The organism is Pseudomonas viridiflava, from assembly GCF_001642795.1.
GTDB lineage: Bacteria > Pseudomonadota > Gammaproteobacteria > Pseudomonadales > Pseudomonadaceae > Aquipseudomonas > Aquipseudomonas viridiflava.
This window is the reverse complement of sequence record NZ_LKEH01000019.1, coordinates 164,801-186,516: the sequence shown is the minus strand read 5'-3', so window position 1 is coordinate 186,516 and position 21,716 is coordinate 164,801. Positions and strand designations below refer to the sequence as shown.

Sequence of the window (21,716 nt, the reverse complement as noted above, 5' to 3'; positions counted from 1 at the left end):
AAACGCGGGGCGCCTTGCGCGCCCCGTCGATGGGTAAAAGTTGGTACTCAGATCGCTTTCAGGGTGCCTTTTGGCAGAGTGGCTGCGATTGCGCCCTTCTGGATTTTCAACTCAACGGTGTCAGACACTTCGATCACGACGAAATCGTCGGTCACTTTGTTGATCTTGCCGGCGATGCCGCCGCTGGTCACAACTTCGTCACCCTTCTGCAGGTTGCCCAGCAGGTTCTTCTGCTCTTTGGCGCGCTTGGCCTGTGGACGCCAGATCATCAGATAGAAGATGACCAGAAAGCCAACCAGGAAGATCCACTCGAAACCGCTGCCCGCAGGACCGGCAGCCGGTGCAGCAGCATCCGCAAAAGCGGGAGAGATGAAAAAGCTCATGTGTCGCTCCAAGTTACATAATTAGTATAAAAAAGCAGGAAAAACTCGTTCTGTTTCAACCCAGAGGCGGCGTGGGAATTCCGCGTTTGGCATAGAAGGCATCGACAAAGGCGGCCAATGTACCCTGTTGAATAGCCTCGCGCAAACCAGCCATAAGCAGCTGGTAGTGCCGCAAATTGTGGATCGTATTGAGCATGCTCCCCAGCATTTCGTTGCACTTGTCCAGGTGATGCAGATAAGCGCGCGAGAAGTTCTTGCAGGTGTAGCAGTCGCAGGTCGGATCCAGCGGCGAATTGTCATGCCGATGGAACGCGTTGCGAATTTTCAGCACACCGGTATCAATGAACAAATGACCATTGCGGGCATTGCGGGTCGGCATCACGCAGTCGAACATGTCGACTCCGCGGCGAACACCTTCGACCAGATCTTCCGGCTTGCCTACTCCCATCAGGTAACGGGGTTTGTCAGCCGGCATCTGGCCCGGCAGATAATCCAGCACCTTGATCATCTCGTGCTTGGGCTCGCCCACCGACAGCCCGCCAATGGCCAGTCCGTCGAAACCGATCTGGTCCAGGCCTTCCAGCGAGCGCATGCGCAGGCTTTCATGCATACCGCCCTGAACGATGCCGAACAGCGCAGCGGTGTTCTCGCCGTGAGCGATCTTGGAACGCTTGGCCCAACGCAGCGACAGCTCCATGGAAATGCGCGCCACGTCCTCATCGGCCGGGTACGGCGTGCATTCGTCGAAGATCATCACGATGTCCGAACCCAGATCACGCTGAACCTGCATGGACTCTTCCGGCCCCATGAACACCTTGGCACCGTCGACCGGCGAGGCGAAGGTCACGCCCTCCTCCTTGATCTTGCGCATGGCGCCCAGGCTGAACACCTGAAAACCGCCGGAGTCGGTCAGAATCGGCCCCTGCCACTGCATGAAATCGTGCAGGTCGCCGTGGCCCTTGATGACCTCGGTGCCCGGACGCAGCCACAGGTGAAAGGTGTTGCCCAGAATGATCTGCGCGCCGGTGGCTTCGATGTCCCGTGGCAGCATGCCCTTGACCGTGCCGTAGGTGCCCACCGGCATGAACGCCGGGGTCTCGACCACGCCACGGGGAAAGGTCAGGCGACCGCGACGGGCCTTGCCGTCGGTGGCCAACAACTCGAAAGACATACGACAGGTGCGACTCATGCGTGATCCTCTGGTACCGATTCCTGTGGGGCCGTCGGCGCGGGATTGCGGGTGATGAACATCGCATCACCGTAACTGAAGAAGCGGTACCCGTGCTCGATGGCAGCCGCGTAGGCCGCCATGGTCTCGGGATAACCGGCGAACGCCGAAACCAGCATCAACAGCGTGGATTCGGGCAAATGGAAATTGGTCACCAGGGCATCAACCACATGAAACGGTCGGCCTGGATAGATGAAGATATCGGTGTCGCCGCTGAACGGCTTCAGCACGCCATCGCGCGCCGCGCTTTCCAGCGAACGCACGCTGGTGGTCCCGACCGCGATCACCCGCCCGCCACGCGCCCGGCACGCGGCCACGGCATCGACCACGTCCTGACCGACTTCAAGCCATTCGGTGTGCATGTGGTGATCTTCGATCTGCTCGACGCGCACCGGCTGAAACGTACCCGCACCTACGTGCAGCGTGACGAACGTCGTCTCGACGCCCTTGGCGGCAATCGCCTCCAGCAGCGGCTGATCGAAATGCAGACCCGCCGTCGGCGCCGCCACAGCACCGGCGCGCTCAGCGTAAACAGTCTGATAGCGCTCACGGTCCGCGCCTTCGTCCGGGCGGTCTATATAAGGAGGCAACGGCATGTGCCCGACACGGTCGAGCAACGGCAACACTTCTTCGGCGAAACGCAACTCGAACAGCGCATCATGCCGCGCCACCATCTCGGCCTCCCCGCCGCCTTCGATCAGGATCGACGAGCCCGGCTTGGGCGACTTGCTGGAGCGCACATGGGCCAGCACGCGGTGGCTGTCCAGCACGCGTTCGACCAGAATCTCCAGCTTGCCGCCAGAGGCTTTCTGCCCGAACAGACGCGCAGGAATGACGCGGGTATTGTTGAACACCATCAAATCGCCCGGGCGCAAATGCTCAAGCAAATCAGTGAATTGACGATGTGCCAGCGCGCCGCTCACCCCGTCCAGGGTCAACAGACGACTACTGCGACGCTCGGCCAGCGGGTGACGAGCAATCAGGGAATCCGGGAGATCGAAGGTAAAGTCAGCGACGCGCATGATGGGGTTCGTTTAGCAGGGCCGGGAAGTTTATCCGGTTTGGCGGAATTAGTAAAAAACCACCGCAAATCCCTGTTGACCAACGGAAAACCGATCCCTATACTTCGCCGCCATTGAGCCCTGATGGCGGAATTGGTAGACGCGGCGGATTCAAAATCCGTTTTCGAAAGAAGTGGGAGTTCGATTCTCCCTCGGGGCACCAAACAGTCCTTGCATGGCAAGGCATAGGAAAGGGTAGAAAGCTATTTCTACCCTTTTTTTTGTCTAAAATTCCTGTCCTTCCTCTCCCTTTTTGCCAAAACCACAGCTCCACGCTGATTTTCATTCTGGCGATAAGTTGCGAGTATCTTAAGCCATAGGCTCCTATAAAAAGCTTTTCGCTAGCGTACGATACCTCTGCAACGGCGCGCAGCGGTCAAAATTTGACCAACACTCAAAATACTGTATATCCATACACTATGCTAGTATCACTGGTTTTAAAGATGCTGCTCAGACTAGGGCCGCCCGAGGAGACAAAATGAGCTCATTCACGTCATTGGAAATGTGCGCCGGAGCCGGCGGGCAGGCTCTAGGCCTAGAAATGGCGGGCTTTGGACACGAAGTCTTGATCGAAATAGAGCCTCCTGCCTGCGCAACTCTTCGTCTAAATCGTCCAGATTGGTACGTGCAGCAACAAGACCTGCGTCACTTCAACGGCCTCCCCTACTTTGGTGTGGATCTTGTGGCGGGAGGAGTTCCCTGTCCTCCTTTTTCAAAAGCTGGCAAACAGCTTGGGGCTGATGACGAGCGCGATCTTTTTCCAGAGGCTCTGCGCTTAGTTGATGAATGCCGTCCGAAAGCCGTAATGTTGGAAAACGTTCGTGGACTGCTTGATAACGTGTTTCAAAGCTACCGAGAAAAAGTCGAAGAGCAGCTTAGAAAGCTGGGGTACGTCTCGGAGTGGCGTCTGCTGAATGCGTCGGACTATGGGGTTACCCAGCTTCGGCCTCGAGTTGTATTTGTAGGAATCCGGAAAGATCTTACTGAGGGGTTTTCCTGGCCTGAGCCGAGAATAATCACCCCACCGACTGTTGGCGAGCTTCTTCATGACTTGATGAAGGAAGATGGGTGGCGTGGCGCTGATGCTTGGAGAGAGAAAGCCAATACAATCGCACCCACTCTTGTTGGTGGCTCGAAAAAACATGGCGGGCCTGATTTAGGTCCAACAAGAGCAAAGAAAGCCTGGGCATCCATTGGAGTATGTGGCATGGGAATTGCTAATGCACCACCTACTGAGGATTTTGCAGGAATGCCTAAGCTGACTACTCGCATGGCTGCACGCATTCAGGGATTTCCTGACAGTTGGCAGTTCTATGGCAAAAAAACCGCTGTATATAGACAAATCGGCAACGCTTTTCCACCTCCAGTGGCCTGCGCAGTAGCAACGCAGATTTTCAAAGCCTTATCGGCCAAACGTTTGGTGCAAGTTGCCTAATGAATATCCCCCCAGAATTTTTACAAGCCCGAAAAGAATTTCACGCTTCACTTCTCAAAACAACCCTAACTGTTAACGACAAAGGCATACCCAGCAATGCTGACGGTAGTAACCGAAGCAGCGTCGCGATTGCCAAAGGAATAGCAGACCTCCTAAAAGCTGAAACGATAGCAGAGCGTCAAGCTGGTCAGACGTCGGGCAATGAGTTCGAAGGTATATGCTCAGAATACGTTAAAAATACATTTTTAAAGCTGGGACACCTTCGCCCAGGAGCTTGGGATATACACCAGGTTTCTGGTCGTAATCGTTTGGAAATCGCGAAATATGAGCAGTACGCTCATCTGATAGCTCTAGATCGAGCAGCTAAGGCTGATCCAGAGCTCGCTGCTGCGTTAGGAAGCGACTACACAATTACCCCTGACATTGTCGTAGTCAGAGGGCTAGAAAGCGACGAAAAAATTAACCTGCATGAGTTCCTGGTAGATCCCACCGTGAGCACCAGATCCAGCTTACGAGCTTCCAATGGCGGTAAACCACTTCTACACGCTAGCATTTCGTGCAAGTGGACTATCAGAAGTGACCGGGCACAAAATGCTCGCTCCGAAGCGTTAAACCTAATGCGCAACCGGAAAGGTCACCTACCAAACATCATGGTAGTGACAGCCGAACCAACTCCGAGCCGTTTGGCGTCAATCGCACTGGGCACCGGCGATATCGACTGCGTTTATCATTTCGCACTGTACGAGCTTCAAGAGACTCTACGTGAGCTTGGCATGGACGAGTCCGCGGACCTGCTGGCAATCATGGTTGATGGCAAACGCCTGAAAGACATAAGCGATCTACCTCTAGACCTGGCTAATTAAATAGATTTTATACTGCGCCGCCTACGCGGCCTTTTTTAGATAAGTTGGCACAACGCATAGAAAGTATTTGGCGGTCCATCTGCCATTTCTTGTGATGCATAAACAGTATCTAATTCCAAATTTATTTTCTTCAGTGCTCTTAGAGCACTTTTTAGCATAGGACGTTACCCCATCGGTATAATCACCGCAGAATGGACCTCAGGACAGCCCAGTGAACAAGATCGTTTATGTAAAAGCCCACTTCCGCCCTATCGGTGAAGAAGTCACCGTCAAAGTGCCCACGGGCGAGATGACGTGGGGGCTGTTCGGTACGAAAGAAGAGACTCGGAAAGAGAAACAATGGCAGCAAACCGGTTGGTCGGATTGCGAGATTGATGGCGAGCGGCTGTCGAAAGATATTGAAGAAGCGGTGGCGCAGCTCAATGCTGACGGTTATGAGATTCAGACCATCTTGCCGATCCTGTCGGGTTCCTATAACTACGAATTCAAGCACAAGGATATAAATTTTCCTGAACAAATGGGCGCTCCGGGCGGAGGCTGGGGGTATGGCTACGGGTATGGTTTCAGCTTCACCGAAGGCGTCACCTTGATCGCCAGGAAAATTCAGAATCCTGCTGCATAACGACCAGGCGCTACAGTCGTCCTAAAGAAGTGCGCTTGCCCCGATTACTGGCAAGCGCATCGCACCCTTATAGACCTGATCGCTTCAGGCGCAGCTCAACCAAACCCTATAAGCGCTGGATAGAACCGGATCACTATTTTTTCGTGTGTGGCGGTGCTCCGACGTTGTATTTGTCCGTGCTGTGGTCATTGTCCTGGTCGGTGTCGTTGCCACCAAACGCGGCGTCGGTGCTTTGGTCGTTGTCCAGATCCTTGTCATTACCGCCAAACGACGCGTCGGTGCTGTTGTCGTTATCGAGGTCGGTGTCTGTACCGCCAAATGAGGCATCGGTCTTGTTGTCGTTGTCCATGTCCTTGTCATTGCCACCAAACCTTGCGTCGGTGACGTTATCGTTGTCGAGGTCCTTGTCATTACCGCCGCACGTGGCGTCGGTAATGTGGTCATTGTCGAGGTCGCAATCGTTAGCCGCGAACGCGGGCAATGAAGTGCCTGCGATCAAGGACGCGAGCAGAAAACCGCCGATCTTTGCAGCCAGATTCTTACGCATGCGCATCAGTTTTTTTCCAAATGGATAAGGGGGAAGTGGTTACTGAATCTGGTCCATTAACGTTGCATGTGGCGTGCAAGTACCCCTTCCTGAATTTCCGTTTTTTAGCAGCTCATCAATTGCGCTGCGCCTTGCTGCCTACCTACTCACGTCGCTGTCTCTGAAAAACCGGTCACCGGTGTTTCGGGGAGTCGCGGATGATTTGACCGGCACTTCGGCGAACTGCTTGCGCGACAGGTGATGAGTTTTCTATTGCATGGAGAGCGAATCGATACATTTATCCGCTTTCGGCTGGCGCTCCATAGAGCATCCGGTCCGCAAGGGTGATCGGTAGGAAAGGCTTCTGGATGAAGGCTTGCCGCTGCGTACCTGATCATTGCTGAGCAAATCTCATGTCTGCATGAGCTTTTGAGTGGGTAACCTTTTCGAGGAAAAGCCAGTAGCCTGCTCACATACCTGGCAACGGTCCAACGCATAGGCACCCAGTAAAGGATCAAGTATTCGACAGGCAACAAAGGTTCAGGCGTATGACTATCACCTCAATCAATACTCTGGAGATCAGTTTCCTGGAAAGTCCGAGACATGATGTCGAGGCATTGTTGCTCAAGCACATCGAGCAATTGAACAAGGCGCCGGGCTGCTTGAGCTATGCGCTGAGCAGGAGCACAAAGAGCACCGCCCGCTGGATCGTCAGCGGTTATTGGTCGAATGAAGGACAAATGACCGATCATTTCTGTACGGCTGCAATGACTGAGTTCATTGATGAACTCATCGACGCCGAGGCCAATATCGCGTTCGCTCGCTTCGCAGCCAATATCGATATTACCGCCTGACCCCGTTATACCCGGCAACTTAAACAGCTCGACCGGGCTTTGACACGCCTGTCAGAAATGCACGCGCACGATTGAAAAGTTACTTCTCGCCATACCCACTCTTTTTATATAAAGGTTTTAACATGAAGCTCTTGAAACTTGCAGCGTTCGTTGTAGCCCTATCAGGCCTGGCTGGATGTGCAACTGCAACGCCTGTGCCTGACAAAGGTAATGCCATCGTTCATATTGAAGCTCAGGTGGGTGATGAGATGATCGCACGACGTCTTGATGCGACACCTGCCGAAAGCCTGACTCATTTCGAAGTTTCGCCCGGCAGGCATTCAATGGAACTGGGTATTGTGGCGAGAGGTTATCAGAAGAGTCAGCGCCGTTGCGTGGCAACGCTTGAATACAGCGCGTTTGCCGCCGATGAGTTTTATACGTTGATCGAAAGCAGGTCGGGGGCCGAGGTCAAAGTCACGCTGTTCGATAGTAAGGGGAAGGCGTTGGCGCAGACGGACAAGGTGCCTTGCCTCTGATCTCATTCACTGTCACATCACAAGAATACGTCTCGCAGGGCTGGGCCATTTGCGAGGCGTATCCAGGCATCAAACTTCCCCTTCGCTAGACTTAAAAAACCTCTTCCTATCGAGCAAATCCCTTTCCTACAAGACTCAGCGAATCAGCCTCTATTTTCAGGCAGGCAGACAGTTCAACCTGCTCGCCGTTCGCTGCCCCATCAGCAACCGGATTTAGCGATCCGTTCTATCCAGGCGTATCATCGCCCTCCCCTGCATCAAGTCAAAACTTGAAGCATGTGTTATGGCGGCTGTGCGTCGGAGGCCTTCGGGCCTGCCGGTTTCCTGGATACCGGTTCGCTAACCTTCGCACAGCTGCCACCTTTTCGTTTAGCGACGTCCGGTGGCAGTTCTCTATTCAGGAGCTGTACCCATGTTGAACGTTACCCCTTCCGAGCCCTGCACCGCTCATTTCGAAGCCATCCTTTTCTTTCGTCACCACCGCATGCTCCGGGCCGCCGTTTCTGAAGCGCAGGCGTGGTTCTGTCTGGCAGACCTTGCCCGTTTGATGGGCAAGGCGCTGGATGAGCGCGCCACCCTCAAGCTGGATGCCGATCAACGGCGAGTGGTCTGGCTTCAGGCCAATGGCGAGTGGTGCAGGCAGTTGATGGTCAGTGAGTCGGGCGTGTTCGCGCTGCTGGTTCATCACTACGTGCCTGAAAACCGGGCGCTGCGGCAATGGCTGACCCATGAGGTCCTGACCGTGCTTCGGGATCAGCACAACGTGACGCTGGATAACCCGAAGGTGAGCCAGCTGAAATGGCCGGGGACGTCCCTGAGCGTGCTCCACTGGCGAGACGAGTCATGGATCCGGTTGCGGGATATGCCGAATGTCTTACCTGAAGCGGCTCCGCGTTCGAAAAGAAGCCTTTGGACCCATGCATTCAGGCGCCAGCCCTGAATGACTGACCGGTCATGAATTAAGCGAGCGTTAAGCGTCGTGCCGTAGGTTTGTGTCACGGCTTGTTACAACTACGTAGCGAGCCATTCACCCACCTCGGGCAGGAGTTTCGCCATGACCGGTCTCTTTGAAAAGAAATGGAAGTGCTTCAGAAGGACGCTGACCTACGTGGGTTGGTCGCTGTTATGGCTGTTGCTTTGGGACGTGGGCGTGACGATGGATTTCATGCTGATGGAAGGCATTGGTATCGATTTCCCGCTGATGCCGCTGACGCTGCTGTGTTCGGCGCTGATTGTGCTAATCAGTTTTCGTAATACCAGTGCCTATAACCGTTGGTGGGAAGCGCGCACCTTGTGGGGGGCGATGGTCAACAGTTCGCGCAGTTATGGCCGGCAAGTGTTGACCCTGATCGATGGCGAAGGCCGCGCTCGAGAGAACCCAGTCAAGGGTGAGTTGTTTCGTCGCCACGTGGCTTATCTGCGAGCGCTGCGTGCGCACTTGAAGGGCGACGTCAGCGAAGCCCGGCTCGACGGTCTGCTGCCTACGTTCGAAATCGAACGGGCGCGGGACAGCAATAACTTTCCCAACGACATTCTGAGCGGTTCGGCGTCGATCATCGCCGACGAGTTCGCGCAAGGTCGGCTGGACAGCATCCGGTTTTCGCGGCTGGAAACGACGCTGGTGGACCTGTCCAACTGTCAGGGCGGCATGGAGCGTATTGCCAATACGCCACTGCCCTACCCTTATGTTTACTTTCCCCGCCTGTTCAGCGCGTTGTTCTGCGTGATCATGCCGCTGAGCATGGTGACGACCCTGGGTTGGTTCACGCCGCTCATTTCGACGGTGGTGGGCTGTCTGTTGCTGGCCATGGAGCGGATCGGCACGGATCTGCAGGCGCCGTTCGGCAACAGCCAGCACCGGATCCGCATGGAAGACCTGTGCCAGAACATCGAAAAGAATCTGTGCTCGATGTACAACGAGCCCGAACAGGGGCCGCTGCTGGCACACCTGAAAGCGATGATCGGGCCGATTGCGCCCTCGGTTCGTCAGGCGACGGCGTGAACTGATCGCAGGGTGGTTGTGCTCATAATCCTGTGAACGCTCCCCGAGGGCCAGGCTCTAACCAGCAACTCGGAAAACGCGCTCTAGGAGAACTTCATGACCACTTCATTCAAGGTTGGCGATGCCGTGCGCTGGAACTCGGAAGCTGGCGAAATTCACGGCAAGGTCACCAAGGTGCACCTCAAGGACGTGGAGTTCATGGGCAAGCATCGGCCCGCGTCGAAAGACAGTCCGCAATATGAAGTGAAGAGTGACAAGACCGGGCATCTGGCGATGCATCACGAGGATGCGCTGCACAAAGTCTGACGCCCGGCTCAGAACACGAACCCGTGCCCCAATTCGTTTTCCATCCACTCCAGAAAACGTCTGACCCTCGGAAAGCTGGAGTGCGCCTTGGGAAACACCAAGTGGTGCGCCGCGACCGGTGAACTCAACAGGTGCGGCGCGACTTCCAGCAGCGCGCCGCTTTGCAGGTATTTCTGCGCCAGCAGCGTGCTTTCCAGCGCGAAGCCCAGGCCATGACTCGCGGCTTCCAGCGTCATGTAGGAACGGTCAAAACTCAGCGTGTAGGGCTTTTCAGGACGCGCCAGGCCGTGCTGGGCGAACAACTCCGGCCATTTCAACAGCGTGGCTTCGGAAAGAATCAGCTCGCCGTTAAGCAGGTCCGCTGCGCTATTGACCGGATACCGTTCCAGCAGCTTCGGCGATGCCAGCACTGCGAAGGTTTCGTGGCGCACGGTGCGCACTTCGTAGCTTGCCCAGTTGGGCCGACCATGGCGGATATCGACGTCGATCTTGTCACGGCTGAAGTGCAGCGACTCGTAGGAACACGACAGGTTGATCTGGATATCCGGATGGCTGATCCGAAACGCTTCCAGTCTCGGCATCAGCCACAGCAGTCCAAAACTGGGTGACGAGTGCAGGCGCAGGCAGTCGAGGCTGACGTCGCTGGCAGCCCGCTCGGTCGCCACGGCCAGGCTGTGCAGCAACCCGGAAACCTCTTTCAGATACTGCTCACCCACCGGCGTCAGGGTGACGCCGCGTGCCGCCCGCACGAACAGTTGCCGTCCGATCATCGCTTCCAGTTTGGCGAGTTGATGACTGACCGCCGAAGGCGTCAGGTCCAGCACTTCGGCGGCGCGGGCCAGGTTGCCGAAGCGTGCCGTCTGCTCGAAGGCCTGAATGGCTTTCAGGGGTGGCAGGTTCGAGTGGGGGTCGTCATCGGCACGCATGGTGGCTCCGAAGCATCAGGAAGAGTGGTTTTTTGGCATTCAAGCACTGCTCGGCGGAAATGACGAGAGGTGAATTTTTTTCATCGACCAGTGAGGGTAGCGTTATTGCTCGCGGGCATTACCGGGAACACTCTGAGCCTATCGATCACTTGAATCGAACCCATAAAAACAATCAGAGGACTCCCCTCATGCTGCTTCAAGGCAAAGTTGCAATCATCACCGGTGCTGCCTCCGAACGTGGAATCGGTCGTGCCACCGCTGTCACCTTCGCGCAACACGGTGCTCGCGTCGTGATCCTCGACCTCGATGAAGCCGCCGCACGCGATGCTGCCGCCGCGCTGGGCGAAGGCCATCTGGGCCTGGCCGCCAACGTGGCCGACGAATCCCAGGTCAAACAGGCCGTTGCGAAGATCATCGAGCACTTCGGCCGTATCGACGTACTGGTCAACAACGCCGGTATCACCCAACCGATCAAGACACTGGACATCCGCCCGGGCGATTACGACAAGGTGCTGGACGTCAGTCTGCGCGGCACGTTGCTGATGTCGCAGGCGGTCATTCCGACCATGCGTGCGCAAGGCTCGGGCAGCATCGTGTGCATGTCGTCGGTCTCGGCGCAGCGTGGCGGCGGCATCTTCGGCGGCCCGCATTACAGCGCTGCAAAAGCCGGCGTACTCGGTCTGGGCAAGGCCATGGCGCGGGAGTTCGGCCCGGACCAGATTCGCATCAACTCCATCGCGCCAGGCCTGATTCATACCGATATCACCGGCGGGCTGATGCAGGACGAGCGACGCCACGCGATCATCGAAGGCATCCCGCTGGGTCGCCTGGGCGCGGCTCAGGACGTGGCCAATGCGGCGCTGTTTCTGGCCAGTGACCTGTCTTCCTACCTGACCGGCGTTACGCTGGATGTGAACGGCGGCATGCTGATTCACTGACAGCCCATCGGCGGGCCGATCAGACAGTGTGACGGCCCGTATTTGCTCTGGATCGATGACACGCCCGGCCGGTTGCCTGGCGGTCTATAAAAACAAGAGATCAGACCATCATGATAACCACGATGCCCCTCGACGCGGTCTCGACCGCCCGTGCCAATGCCTACCGCAAGACCGCCTGGCGGCTGATGCCGTTCCTGATGCTGTGCTACCTGTGCGCCTATCTGGACCGGGTCAATGTCGGGTTCGCCAAGCTGACCATGATGAATGACCTGGCGTTCAGCGAAGCCGTCTACGGCCTCGGCGCCGGCATGTTCTTCATCGGTTATTTCCTCTGTGAAGTGCCCAGTAACCTGATTCTGCATCGCGTCGGCGCACGCCGCTGGATCGCACGCATCATGATTTCCTGGGGCATCATTTCCGCGCTGTTCGCCTTCGTCGAAACCGAATGGCAGTTCTACGCCCTGCGCTTTCTGCTGGGTGTGGCAGAAGCCGGTCTGGCACCGGGTCTGCTGCTTTACCTCACCTACTGGTTTCCGTCCTACCGCCGTGCGCACATGACCGTGCTGTGGTTCATCGCCATTCCGTTGTCCGGGATGATCGGCGGGCCGCTGTCGGGCTACATCATGGGCACCTTCGCAGGCTTTCATGGCTGGGCAGGCTGGCAGTGGATGTTCGTCATCGAGGCCATTCCCACGGTGATCGTCGGTCTGATGGTATTGGCGTATCTGAAAGACGGCGTGCATCAGGCGACCTGGCTCACCGATGACGAAAAAGAGCTGATCAAAAAAGAACTGGCCGAAGACAACAGCCAGAAGGTCGTGCACGCATCGGTGGGTGAATTCGTTCGCGACCGCCGTCTGTGGCTGCTGGCCTGTATCTACTTCTGCGTGGTGATGGGTCAGTACGCAATCACTTTCTGGCTGCCAACCCTGATCCGTAACGCAGGGCTCGCCGACCCGCTGCACATTGGGCTGATGACCAGCGTGCCGTATCTGTGCGCCATCGTCGCCATGCTGTTGATGGGTCGCAGCGGCGACAAGCACCGCGAGCGCCGTTGGCATCTGGTGCTCCCAATGATCGCCGGTGCGCTGGGCCTGAGCCTGGCGGCGGTGTTCGGCAACAGCCTGCTGCTCTCGGTACTGAGCCTGTGCCTGGCCGCAGCCGGCGTGCTTTCGGCGTCGTCCCTGTTCTGGATGCTGCCCACCACCCTGCTGGGCGGCGTGTCTGCAGCGGCGGGCATTGCCGGCATCAACAGCTTCGCCAATCTCGCGGGTTTCTGCTCGCCCTACCTGATCGGCTGGATCACGACCACCACCGGCTCCAGCGCCATCGGCATGTACCTGATTACCGGCGTGCTGTTCATCGGCGCGTTTCTGGTCCTGCGTATCCCAGCCGCCTCGGTCAATCGTTGAGTTCACGGAGTCATCATCATGACAACCCAAGCGTTATCTGCCACATCCACGTCGCTGGCACAGCGTGCCCACAACATTCGTCGCCATGCCTTGCGCATGGGTCAGGTTCAGGGTCAGGGCTATGTCGGCCAGGCGCTGGGCGCAGCCGACCTGCTGGCGGTGTCCTACTTCCATGCCATGAGCTACAAGCCTGAAGACCCGGAATGGGAACAGCGTGATCGCTTTTACCTGTCGATCGGTCACTACGCCATTGCGCTGTATGCGGCCTTGATCGAGGCTGAAATCATTCCGCTGGACGAGCTTGAAACCTACGGTTCGGACGACAGCCGTCTGCCCATGTCGGGGATGGCCGCCTACACGCCGGGCATGGAAATCACCGGCGGCTCGCTCGGACACGGTCTGGGCATCGCGGTCGGCGCCTGCCTGGGCCTGAAGCGAAAGAATTCGGCGTCCTTCGTTTACAACCTGCTGTCAGACGGCGAACTGAACGAGGGTTCGACCTGGGAAGCGGCGATGTCGGCCTCCCACTGGAAGCTCGACAACCTGATCGCGATCATCGATGTGAACAACCAGCAGGCCGACGGCCATTCCAGCGAAGTACTCGCTTTCGAGCCTATCGTGGATCGCTGGCAGGCCTTTGGCTGGTTCACGCAACGGGTCGACGGCAACGACCTGCCAGCACTGGTCGCCGCGTTCGACGCCGCCCGCCAGCATCCGGGCGCACAGCCTCGGGTGATCATCTGCGACACGAAAATGGGCAAGGGCGTGCCCTTTCTGGAAACCCGCGAGAAGACTCACTTCATCCGTGTCGACGAACACGAGTGGGACCTTGCACTGAATAACCTCAACGAGGGGCAAACCGCATGAGCACTGCCAACCAGAATCCTGCTGCGGCACCTGCCGTGAAAAAGAAGCTCACCACGTCGGCGATGATCGCCTCGATTGCCTCTGAAGGTCAGGCCACCCGTTCTGCACCGTTCGGTCATGCGCTGGCGGCACTGGCCGACCAGCGTTCGGACATCGTCGGGCTGTCGGCGGATCTGTCCAAGTACACCGACCTGCACATTTTCGCCAAGGCGCACCCCGAGCGTTTCTACCAGATGGGCATGGCCGAACAATTGCTGATGAGCGCCGCTGCCGGGATGGCCCGTGAGGGCTGTGTACCGTTCGCGACCACCTACGCGGTGTTCGCCTCGCGCCGCGCCTACGACTTTATCTGCATGGCGATTGCCGAGGAGAACCTCAACGTCAAGATCGTCTGCGGCCTGCCCGGCCTCACCACCGGCTACGGCCCAAGTCACCAGGCCACGGACGATCTGGCAATCTTCCGCGCGATGCCCAACCTGATGATCGTCGACCCGTGCGATGCACTGGAAATCGAGCAGGCCGTGCCAGCCATCGCCGCGCACCAAGGGCCGGTGTACATGCGGTTGTTGCGCGGCAACGTTCCGCTGGTGCTCGACGAGTACGGCTATCAATTCGAGATCGGCAAGGCCAAGACCCTGCGCACCGGCAACGACGTGCTGATCATCTCCACCGGCCTGATGACCATGCGCTCGCTGGAAGCCGCCAAGGAACTGCAGGCCGATGGCGTCGATGTGGCAGTGCTGCACGTGCCGACCATCAAACCACTGGACGAACAGACCATTCTGGCCGAAGCCAGAAAACCGGGGCGGCTGGTGGTGACGGCGGAAAACCATTCGATCATCGGCGGTCTGGGTGAAGCGGTTGCGACCGTGCTGCTGCGCAATGGCGTCACGCCGACCTTCAGACAGATCGCACTCCCGGATGCGTTTCTCGATGCGGGTGCACTGCCGACGCTGCATGATCGCTATGGCATTTCCACGCCAGCGGTCTGTGCGCAGATCAAGGCGTGGCTGTAGCGGTCGGATGGTGAAATGGCGCTGAGTTCTGCTTCTGCCCGCAGGGCGTAGGAGCTTTCGGAGGTTACGACGGCAGCGATGGGCTGCGCAGCGGCCCTTGGTTGTATCTGGCACACCGCATGCGCAGGCCTNGCGATGCAGTCGACGCGGTATGTCAGGAAAATCGCGTCATCGTTCATCGCCGGCAAGCCGCCTCCCACGGTTTTGGTGTTTGCTGCAAGACACAGGGGCATCTTAAACAGCCCGGTGTCTGCTGCGCCTTTTGATGAGAGTGAACGATGGATACCCACCACCTGCTCGACCCGGCCTACAAGGCTTTCCTCGATGAGCCTGCAAGTGTCTGGACGCTCGATAACCTGCCCGCGATCAGACGCCGTGTAGACGCCGCCTGGAAACAGCCAGAAGAGGCTCGGCACGAGCAATACTGGACACAGAAGGATCAGATCAGGCTGTGCATCTATCACCCTGAAGACAGCCCCAAGCCTGCGCAAAAACGCGCCACGCTGCTGTACATCCACGGCGGCGGTTTCGTGCTCGGTCGGCCCGAGATGGCTGACGATTATCTTGCCGATCTGGCCAACGAGCTGAATGTCCTGATCGTAGCCGTCGATTATCGACTTGCGCCCGAACACCCCTTCCCCACACCGCTTGAAGATTGCTACGCGGCGCTGGCCTGGATATTCAACGAAGGGCTGGCACTCGGCGTGGATAAGCAAAAGGTAATGGTGATGGGCCACAGCGCAGGCGGTGGTCTGGCTGCTGCCGTATCGATCATGGCACGGGACCGGAACGAGTATCGGCTGGCCGGGCTGCTGATGGTCTATCCGATGCTGGACCACCGCACCGGCTCGACCACTTCGTCAGCGGACAACCCCACCACCGGAACCCTGAGCTGGTCCCGTGAAGCGAACCGGTTCTGCTGGGAATGCCTGCAAGGTGCGTACGCACTGGACGATGATCAGGCGGCGCTGTTTTCACCCGCATTGGCCGATGACCTGACAGGTCTGCCGCCAAGTTTTATGAGCGTCGGTGCGCTCGATCTGTTTCTGGAAGAAGACGTCGCCTTCGCGCTCAGGCTTTCCAAATCCGGCGTGCCGGTGGAGTTGCATGTGTACCCCGGTGTGCCACACATGTTCGATCAATATCCCGGCCGTCCGACCGACCAGCTCAAACAGGACATCACCCGCGCCCTCGCCTGCCTGTGCGCAGACAAGGGCACGCTGTAGCCGCTAGACCAGTGCTTCAGCCGGGCCGAAAAATTCGTAATGGCTCTGCTCGTCCGGAACACCCAGATCATGCAGCGCCCGCTTGATGAACGCCATGAACGGTTTGGGACCGAGGAAGTAAGCTTCGACGTCCCGGTTCGCAGGCAGCCACTGTTGCAGATGCGCCACCGCAGGCAGGCCGACAATGTTGGGTTGGGCTGGATCAGCAACCGTATCGGTATAGACAACATGGGCTCGGAACTGCGAATAGCGTGTCTGCCACTCCTTGAGCACTGCCTGAAACGCATGCACCTCAGCGTTGCGCGCGTAGTGGATGAACACCACATCCCGACCGCCAGCCTCCAGCGCGGCTTCTGCTATCGCCAGGGTGGGCGTGATGCCTACACCGCCACTGATCAACACCAACGGCTTGCTGCCTTCGATCAACGTGAACTCGCCGGACGGTGGAAACAGTTCCAGCGTTTCACCCACCCGGACCTTATTGTGCAGGTAACTGGAAGCCAACCCACCCACTTCTTTCTTGACGCTGATGCGATAGCCGATACCGGTCGATGCGGCTGACAGCGAGTAATTACGACGGATTTCCCGTCCCTGTACGTTCAGACGCAGGCCAATGTACTGACCCGCCTTGTGCTCAATGACAGGTTGACCGTCCACGGGCTCGAGGTAGAACGAGGTGATCTCGTCGCTTTCCGGTGTCTTCGCTTTGACCTTGAACGCCCGACCGCCACGCCAGCCGCCTGGAGCGGCGGCGATGCTTTCGTACACCTCATGTTCTGCGCCGATGAGGATGTCAGCCAGTTGCTGATACGCCGCTCCCCATGCAGCGATCACTTCGTCAGTAGCCGTTTTGACCCCCAACACTTCGCGAATCGCCTGCAGCAGGCACGTTCCGACGATAGGGTAATGCTCGGGCAGGATCTGCAACGCCACGTGTTTGTTGACGATCTGGCTGGCAAGCGGACCGAGGTTCTCCAGACGATCGATGTTGCGGGCGTACATCAGCACCGCATTGGCCAGAGCGCGAGGCTGAGCACCATTGGCCTGATTGGCCTGGTTAAACAACGGGCGAACCCCAGGGTAGTCGCGCAGCATGATCTGGTAGAAGTGCGTGGTCAGGGCTTCGCCACCCACTTCCAGAATCGGGACAGTTTTCTTGACGATGTCACGTTGAATGTCGGTCAGCATGGGTCAGCTCCAGAACGTTTTTGAAATCGATACCTGAATAGAGAGCAACGCATGTGCCAACTAAAAAACCTAACAAAATCAATGGAAAAGTGATCAATAAAGTCAAAATGACAAGGTCATAATGACTCGTCCCAAGACGAACAGGTCATTCCGACCCGTTTCTCGGGTCCTGTCGAAAACGGCTGAACAATTACGTGTATTCCACATCGAAATTGGAACCCGATTGTTCCATGAGCCAGAATAACGCTGCACAGCGCACATCCAGCACGGAGCCGTTTCCATCCATGAATTCCCCTGCCGCCCCTTCCGGGCCTTCCGCTTTTCTCGTAGGGGATGGTGAAATGGCCAGCCTGATTCGCGACAAGGACTGGTCCCGAACGCCACTGGGCCCTATCGAAGACTGGCCGCAGAGCCTGAAGACCACCGTGAGTCTGTGCCTGGCCTCGAACTTCCCCATCAACATCATCTGGGGGCCTGAACACGTTCAGATCTACAACGACGGGTATCAGGTCCTCTGCGGCGCCTCGCACCCGCAGGCGCTGGGCGAGCCCTATACCGTGACCTGGCGATCGGCCTGGCCTGCCATCGGCGAGCCGTTTGCCAATGCGCTGGCGGGCAATACATCGTTCCTTGAAAACCAGCGCATGTTCCTGGCGCGCAACGGCTATCTGGAAGAAACCTTCTTCACCTTTTCCACCAGCCCGATCAGGGATGAAACCGGCGGAATCGGCGGCCTGTTTCATCCAGTGACCGAGACCACCGCGACGATTCTCAGCGAACGCCGCACACGGGCGTTGCGGGATTTGCACGCAGACATGGCCGACGTGAAAGCCACCCCGGACATCGCCGCCGCCGCACAGACGTCGCTGCAGGCGTTCGATCTGGACTTGCCGTTTCTGGCGTTTTACGAACTGAATCCGGAAAACAATAGCTATACGTGCGTCACCCAGACCGGCATTGCCGACACGCAGGTCCTGCCTGCCGTGGTCGACGCGCACACCCGCACATCCCTGCCGTTCGAGCAGGCGATGACAGCCAGTGAACCGCTCAGCGTCAGCGGCCTGAAAGCGTTGTTCAAGGACACGGCATGCGGACCTTATGAAGAAGCGCCCGATCAGGCCTTCCTGCTGCCCATCCATGTGCCTGGCGTCGAACTGCCCATCGCGATCGTCGTCATGGGTGCCAGCTCGCGCCTGCCGATGAATGATTCCTACCGGGTGTTCTACAGCCTGCTCAGGGCAACACTGGCAGCCGGTTATGCCAACGCCAGGACCTACGAGGAAGAACGCCAACGGGTCGAAGCACTGGCGGCGCTCGACAAAGCCAAGATCAACTTCTTTTCCAATGTCAGCCACGAATTCAGAACCCCGCTGACCCTGATGCTCGGCCCCCTCGAAGACGCACTGATGCAGTCTCACGAACTGTCCGATACCCAGCGGGAGCGATTGACCATTGCGCACCGTAACGCGTTGCGGCTGCTCAAGCTGGTGAACTCGCTGCTGGATTTTGCTCGCCTGGAATCCGGACGTACCGAGGCCAGTTTCCAACCTGTCGAGCTGAGCAGCCTGACCTGTGAACTGGCCAGCAATTTCCGCTCGGCCTGCGAAAAGGCTGGCTTGGAGCTCGCCATTGAGTGCGCCCCGCTGTCCGAGCCGGTCTACGTGGATCGGGAGATGTGGGAGAAGATCGTTCTCAACCTGATTTCCAACGCGTTCAAATACACCCTGAACGGCGGTATCAAAGTCGTGGCAGGCCAGAACGAAGGCTCGGCAGTATTGAAGGTGATCGACACGGGAGTCGGTATCGCGCAGGACCAACAGGCACTGGTGTTCCAGCGTTTCCACCGTATCGAGAATCAGGGAGGACGAACCTTCGAAGGAAGCGGCATCGGCCTGTCCCTCGTTGATGAACTGGTCAGGCTGCACGGCGGCACCATTGCCGTTGAAAGCGAGCCCGGCGCTGGCACGACCTTCACTGTCACGCTCCAGCTGGGCAACGCGCATTTGCCCGGGGACCGTATCGACGCCGAACACACGTTGATCTCGACCGGCATCCGAACCCAGGCCTACGTCGAAGAAGCGCTGCGCTGGCTGTCCGATGGAATGGATATCGACAAGCACGCTGCGCCGCCACATGGCGATCCTGGCCAGGGTACGCCGGCAAAGATCCTGCTGGCTGACGACAACGCCGACATGCGCGGCTACATCGCGCGGATTCTCGAGGAAGGCGGCTACGAGGTCATCCCGGTCGACAACGGTCTGAAAGCGCTGGAAGCGGCGCAGGTGGTCAAACCCGACTTGTTTCTGAGCGACGTCATGATGCCCGGTCTGGATGGCTTTGCCCTGCTCGATGCAGTGCGCAAAGACCCGGATCTGGGCAATTCGGTGTTCATCCTGCTGTCGGCGCGCGCGGGCGAAGAAGCGCGGGTGGAAGGTCTCAAGGCCGGCGCGGACGACTATCTGGTCAAGCCCTTTAACGCCCGCGAACTGCGTGCCCGGATCGATGGCGCAGTAAGGCTGGCCAGACAGCGTCAGGACGCGCAGAAGCGTGAGCGCGAACTGCTTGAGAAAGCCAGTCGCGACCGTGAGGCGCTGGTGGTGCAGTTTCATCAGATGCAAAAGATGGAAACCATCGGCCAGTTGACCGGCGGCGTGGCGCACGACTTCAACAACCTGCTGACGCCGATCTTCGCCAGTCTGGACATACTCAGACGCCGCGTGGACGGCGACCCGCGCGCGGTTCGCATGGCCAGTGCAGGCCTGCAGTCTGCCGAGCGCGCCAAGGTTTTGGTCAGCCGCCTGCTGGCCTTTGCGCGCAAGCAGACGCTGGCGCCGCGCCCGACAGACCTGCGCCAGCTGGTGCTGAACATGCAGGACCTGCTCAAACAATCTGTCGAGCCCCACGTCGAGCTCATTCTGGATCTGGACCCGGTCAGGCATCTGGCTCTGATCGATGGCAATCAGGTTGAGCTGGCCCTGCTCAACCTGTGCCTCAACGCACGCGATGCCATGCCGGACGGCGGTGTCCTGCAGGTGAAACTCACTGGCTGGCAGGCGCAGGTCCAGGACGATGTCACGCCAGGCGATTACCTGAAGATCAGCGTGATCGACAACGGCAGCGGCATGGATGAAGACACCCGAACACGTGCCATCGAACCTTTCTTCTCAACCAAGGGCAGCAAGGGCACGGGCCTTGGCCTGTCGATGGTGCATGGGGTCGTGGCCCAGATGGGCGGCTACCTGCAGATCGACAGCAAACCGGGCGTCGGCACCCAGGTGCACATGCTTTTGCAGACCAGCAACGCCGAGCCGGACGAAGATGCGCAGCCGATGCCCGGCCAGCAACCCGCTGCCAGAGCGGCCTCGATTCTGGTGGTCGACGATGAGGATCTGGTGCGCATGACGATCATGGAAATGCTTGTGGACGAAGGCTACACGCTGACCGAGGCGTCGTCCGGCGAGCAGGCGCTTGACCTGATTCGCCAGGGTCTGCGGCCAGACTTGCTGCTGACGGACTTCAAGATGCCCGGCATCAATGGCTCGGAACTGGCAGCCAAGGCTGTGACGCTGGTTCAGGACCTGCCCGTGCTGGTCATCACTGGCTATGCGACGCTGGAAATCGACTGGCCATCGCTCGCCAAACCCTTCACCTACTCGGACCTGCTGGGCTGCGTGCGCGAACAACTGGAGCGCTCGATGCAGACGTGAAGGCAGTCGCGCCTGCGAATTTCTCAGTTTAAGTAAGCCGCCCAGGCAGACACCAGCAGCAACACCGCCATGCTCCTGTTAAGCCATTGCAGGGCACGGGCGGACTTGAGCAAGCGTGCGGACCCTGCGCCCAACAGCGCCCAACAGGCCAGGCAAGGCAGCGACACGAGGAAGAACGCGAGCGCCAGATGGGCCACGGTTCCCTGACTGAACACACTGACGACAGCCAGCGCCATCATCCAGGTCTTGGGATTGACCACCTGCAGACCCGCCGCGCCGACGAATCCGAGGCGCGGACGGCTGTCATCGGGGCTCATGGGGTCAGCCGGGCTGTTGAAGATTTTCCACGCCAGCCAGGTCAGCCAGCCGACACCAATCGCCGCCATGACGGGCTGTACGGCAGGCACCTGCATCAACGAACGACCGACGCCGGTGCCCACCAACAGTACCAGCCCGGCTGCGCCCATGCAGGCACCGAGAATGATCGGCAGACTGGCTTTCAGACCGTACCGGGCACTGTTGCTCAGCACCAGCAGATTGGTGGGGCCGGGGGTGATCGAGGCAACGAAAGCGAACAGCAGAAATGACAGCATGACCGAACTCCTGAATGACAGGCCGTCATGCTCGCGCAATGGACG

General features: G+C 58.3%; 21 protein-coding genes and 1 tRNA gene. 15 read left to right on the top strand and 7 right to left on the bottom strand.

The genetic code is table 11. The annotated features are described in order from the left end of the window. Nucleotides 1–47: 47 nt before the first annotated feature. The 3 genes from yajC to queA are packed head-to-tail and all read right to left on the bottom strand — an operon-like array spanning nucleotide 48 to nucleotide 2,633. Nucleotides 48–383 carry a preprotein translocase subunit YajC gene (gene yajC, locus AO065_RS07160; protein ID WP_002552468.1) on the bottom strand — a complete coding sequence of 112 codons (336 nt, stop codon included), beginning with the start codon at nucleotides 381–383 and terminating at the stop codon, nucleotides 48–50. Between the two features lie 55 nt (nucleotides 384–438). After that, entirely contained in the window at nucleotides 439–1,554 is a 1,116-nt protein-coding gene (gene tgt, locus AO065_RS07155) for a tRNA guanosine(34) transglycosylase Tgt (protein WP_004878719.1), read from the bottom strand. A 14-nt stretch (nucleotides 1,555–1,568) separates the two neighbouring features. Then, the gene (gene queA, locus AO065_RS07150) at nucleotides 1,569–2,633 is read right to left on the bottom strand and encodes a tRNA preQ1(34) S-adenosylmethionine ribosyltransferase-isomerase QueA (RefSeq protein ID WP_004878713.1); all 1,065 of its coding nucleotides are present in this window, start codon (nucleotides 2,631–2,633) and stop codon (nucleotides 1,569–1,571) included. A gap of 117 nt (nucleotides 2,634–2,750) precedes the next feature. Between queA and AO065_RS07145 the strand changes: the two genes are divergently transcribed. The 4 genes from AO065_RS07145 (at nucleotide 2,751) to AO065_RS07130 (ending at nucleotide 5,592) form a co-directional block, all read left to right on the top strand. Next, nucleotides 2,751–2,835 (top strand) — tRNA-Leu (locus AO065_RS07145). 315 nt (nucleotides 2,836–3,150) lie between these two features. Then, nucleotides 3,151–4,107, top strand: a complete 957-nt coding sequence (locus AO065_RS07140) for a DNA cytosine methyltransferase (RefSeq protein WP_004878711.1) — start codon at nucleotides 3,151–3,153, stop codon at nucleotides 4,105–4,107. Further along, entirely contained in the window at nucleotides 4,107–4,970 is an 864-nt protein-coding gene (locus AO065_RS07135) for an NgoMIV family type II restriction endonuclease (protein ID WP_004878710.1), read from the top strand. The genes AO065_RS07140 and AO065_RS07135 overlap by 1 nt, the downstream gene beginning before the upstream one ends. A gap of 211 nt (nucleotides 4,971–5,181) precedes the next feature. Continuing rightward, nucleotides 5,182–5,592, top strand: coding sequence for a hypothetical protein (locus AO065_RS07130; RefSeq protein ID WP_004878707.1), 411 nt, complete (start codon nucleotides 5,182–5,184; stop codon nucleotides 5,590–5,592). 133 nt (nucleotides 5,593–5,725) lie between these two features. Here the strand turns inward: AO065_RS07130 and AO065_RS07125 are convergent, their stop codons facing one another. Further along, a complete protein-coding gene (locus AO065_RS07125; RefSeq protein WP_004878706.1) occupies nucleotides 5,726–6,145 on the bottom strand; it encodes a hypothetical protein in 420 nt (139 codons plus the stop codon). 521 nt (nucleotides 6,146–6,666) lie between these two features. Between AO065_RS07125 and AO065_RS07120 the strand changes: the two genes are divergently transcribed. The 5 genes from AO065_RS07120 (at nucleotide 6,667) to AO065_RS07100 (ending at nucleotide 9,798) form a co-directional block, all read left to right on the top strand. Then, nucleotides 6,667–6,972: a putative quinol monooxygenase gene (locus AO065_RS07120; protein ID WP_004878704.1), complete on the top strand. Its 306-nt coding sequence runs from the start codon at nucleotides 6,667–6,669 to the stop codon at nucleotides 6,970–6,972. Nucleotides 6,973–7,094: 122 nt separating this feature from the next. Beyond that, entirely contained in the window at nucleotides 7,095–7,490 is a 396-nt protein-coding gene (locus AO065_RS07115; protein WP_235811621.1) for a PA0061/PA0062 family lipoprotein, read from the top strand. 412 nt (nucleotides 7,491–7,902) lie between these two features. After that, nucleotides 7,903–8,430, top strand: coding sequence for a BRO-N domain-containing protein (locus AO065_RS07110; RefSeq protein WP_004878697.1), 528 nt, complete (start codon nucleotides 7,903–7,905; stop codon nucleotides 8,428–8,430). 114 nt (nucleotides 8,431–8,544) lie between these two features. Beyond that, nucleotides 8,545–9,492 carry a bestrophin family protein gene (locus AO065_RS07105; protein WP_004878696.1) on the top strand — a complete coding sequence of 316 codons (948 nt, stop codon included), beginning with the start codon at nucleotides 8,545–8,547 and terminating at the stop codon, nucleotides 9,490–9,492. Between the two features lie 96 nt (nucleotides 9,493–9,588). Continuing rightward, nucleotides 9,589–9,798, top strand: a complete 210-nt coding sequence (locus tag AO065_RS07100; protein WP_004878694.1) for a hypervirulence associated TUDOR domain-containing protein — start codon at nucleotides 9,589–9,591, stop codon at nucleotides 9,796–9,798. Between the two features lie 8 nt (nucleotides 9,799–9,806). Here AO065_RS07100 and AO065_RS07095 read toward each other — a convergent pair whose 3' ends face one another. Next, nucleotides 9,807–10,724, bottom strand: a complete 918-nt coding sequence (locus tag AO065_RS07095) for a LysR substrate-binding domain-containing protein (RefSeq protein WP_004878691.1) — start codon at nucleotides 10,722–10,724, stop codon at nucleotides 9,807–9,809. Nucleotides 10,725–10,912: 188 nt separating this feature from the next. Here AO065_RS07095 and AO065_RS07090 point away from each other — a divergent pair, with 188 nt between their 5' ends. The 5 genes from AO065_RS07090 (at nucleotide 10,913) to AO065_RS07070 (ending at nucleotide 16,183) form a co-directional block, all read left to right on the top strand. Beyond that, the gene (locus AO065_RS07090) at nucleotides 10,913–11,662 is read left to right on the top strand and encodes an SDR family NAD(P)-dependent oxidoreductase (protein WP_004878689.1); all 750 of its coding nucleotides are present in this window, start codon (nucleotides 10,913–10,915) and stop codon (nucleotides 11,660–11,662) included. Between the two features lie 110 nt (nucleotides 11,663–11,772). Then, entirely contained in the window at nucleotides 11,773–13,074 is a 1,302-nt protein-coding gene (locus AO065_RS07085) for an MFS transporter (RefSeq protein WP_004878687.1), read from the top strand. A gap of 18 nt (nucleotides 13,075–13,092) precedes the next feature. Next, nucleotides 13,093–13,941 (top strand): transketolase, encoded by an 849-nt coding sequence (locus AO065_RS07080; protein ID WP_004878685.1) that lies wholly within the window; start codon nucleotides 13,093–13,095, stop codon nucleotides 13,939–13,941. Continuing rightward, complete coding sequence (locus AO065_RS07075) at nucleotides 13,938–14,957, top strand: transketolase family protein (protein WP_004878682.1); 1,020 nt, start codon at nucleotides 13,938–13,940, stop codon at nucleotides 14,955–14,957. Before AO065_RS07080 ends, AO065_RS07075 begins: the two co-directional genes overlap by 4 nt. A 278-nt stretch (nucleotides 14,958–15,235) precedes the next feature. Then, nucleotides 15,236–16,183 carry an alpha/beta hydrolase gene (locus AO065_RS07070; RefSeq protein ID WP_004878667.1) on the top strand — a complete coding sequence of 316 codons (948 nt, stop codon included), beginning with the start codon at nucleotides 15,236–15,238 and terminating at the stop codon, nucleotides 16,181–16,183. A 3-nt stretch (nucleotides 16,184–16,186) separates the two neighbouring features. Here the strand turns inward: AO065_RS07070 and hmpA are convergent, their stop codons facing one another. Further along, complete coding sequence (gene hmpA / locus AO065_RS07065) at nucleotides 16,187–17,371, bottom strand: NO-inducible flavohemoprotein (protein ID WP_004878664.1); 1,185 nt, start codon at nucleotides 17,369–17,371, stop codon at nucleotides 16,187–16,189. A gap of 284 nt (nucleotides 17,372–17,655) precedes the next feature. Here hmpA and AO065_RS07060 point away from each other — a divergent pair, with 284 nt between their 5' ends. After that, entirely contained in the window at nucleotides 17,656–21,078 is a 3,423-nt protein-coding gene (locus AO065_RS07060; RefSeq protein ID WP_080597858.1) for an ATP-binding response regulator, read from the top strand. A 23-nt stretch (nucleotides 21,079–21,101) separates the two neighbouring features. Here the strand turns inward: AO065_RS07060 and AO065_RS07055 are convergent, their stop codons facing one another. Continuing rightward, complete coding sequence (locus AO065_RS07055; RefSeq protein WP_004878661.1) at nucleotides 21,102–21,671, bottom strand: LysE family translocator; 570 nt, start codon at nucleotides 21,669–21,671, stop codon at nucleotides 21,102–21,104. Nucleotides 21,672–21,716 lie beyond the last annotated feature (45 nt).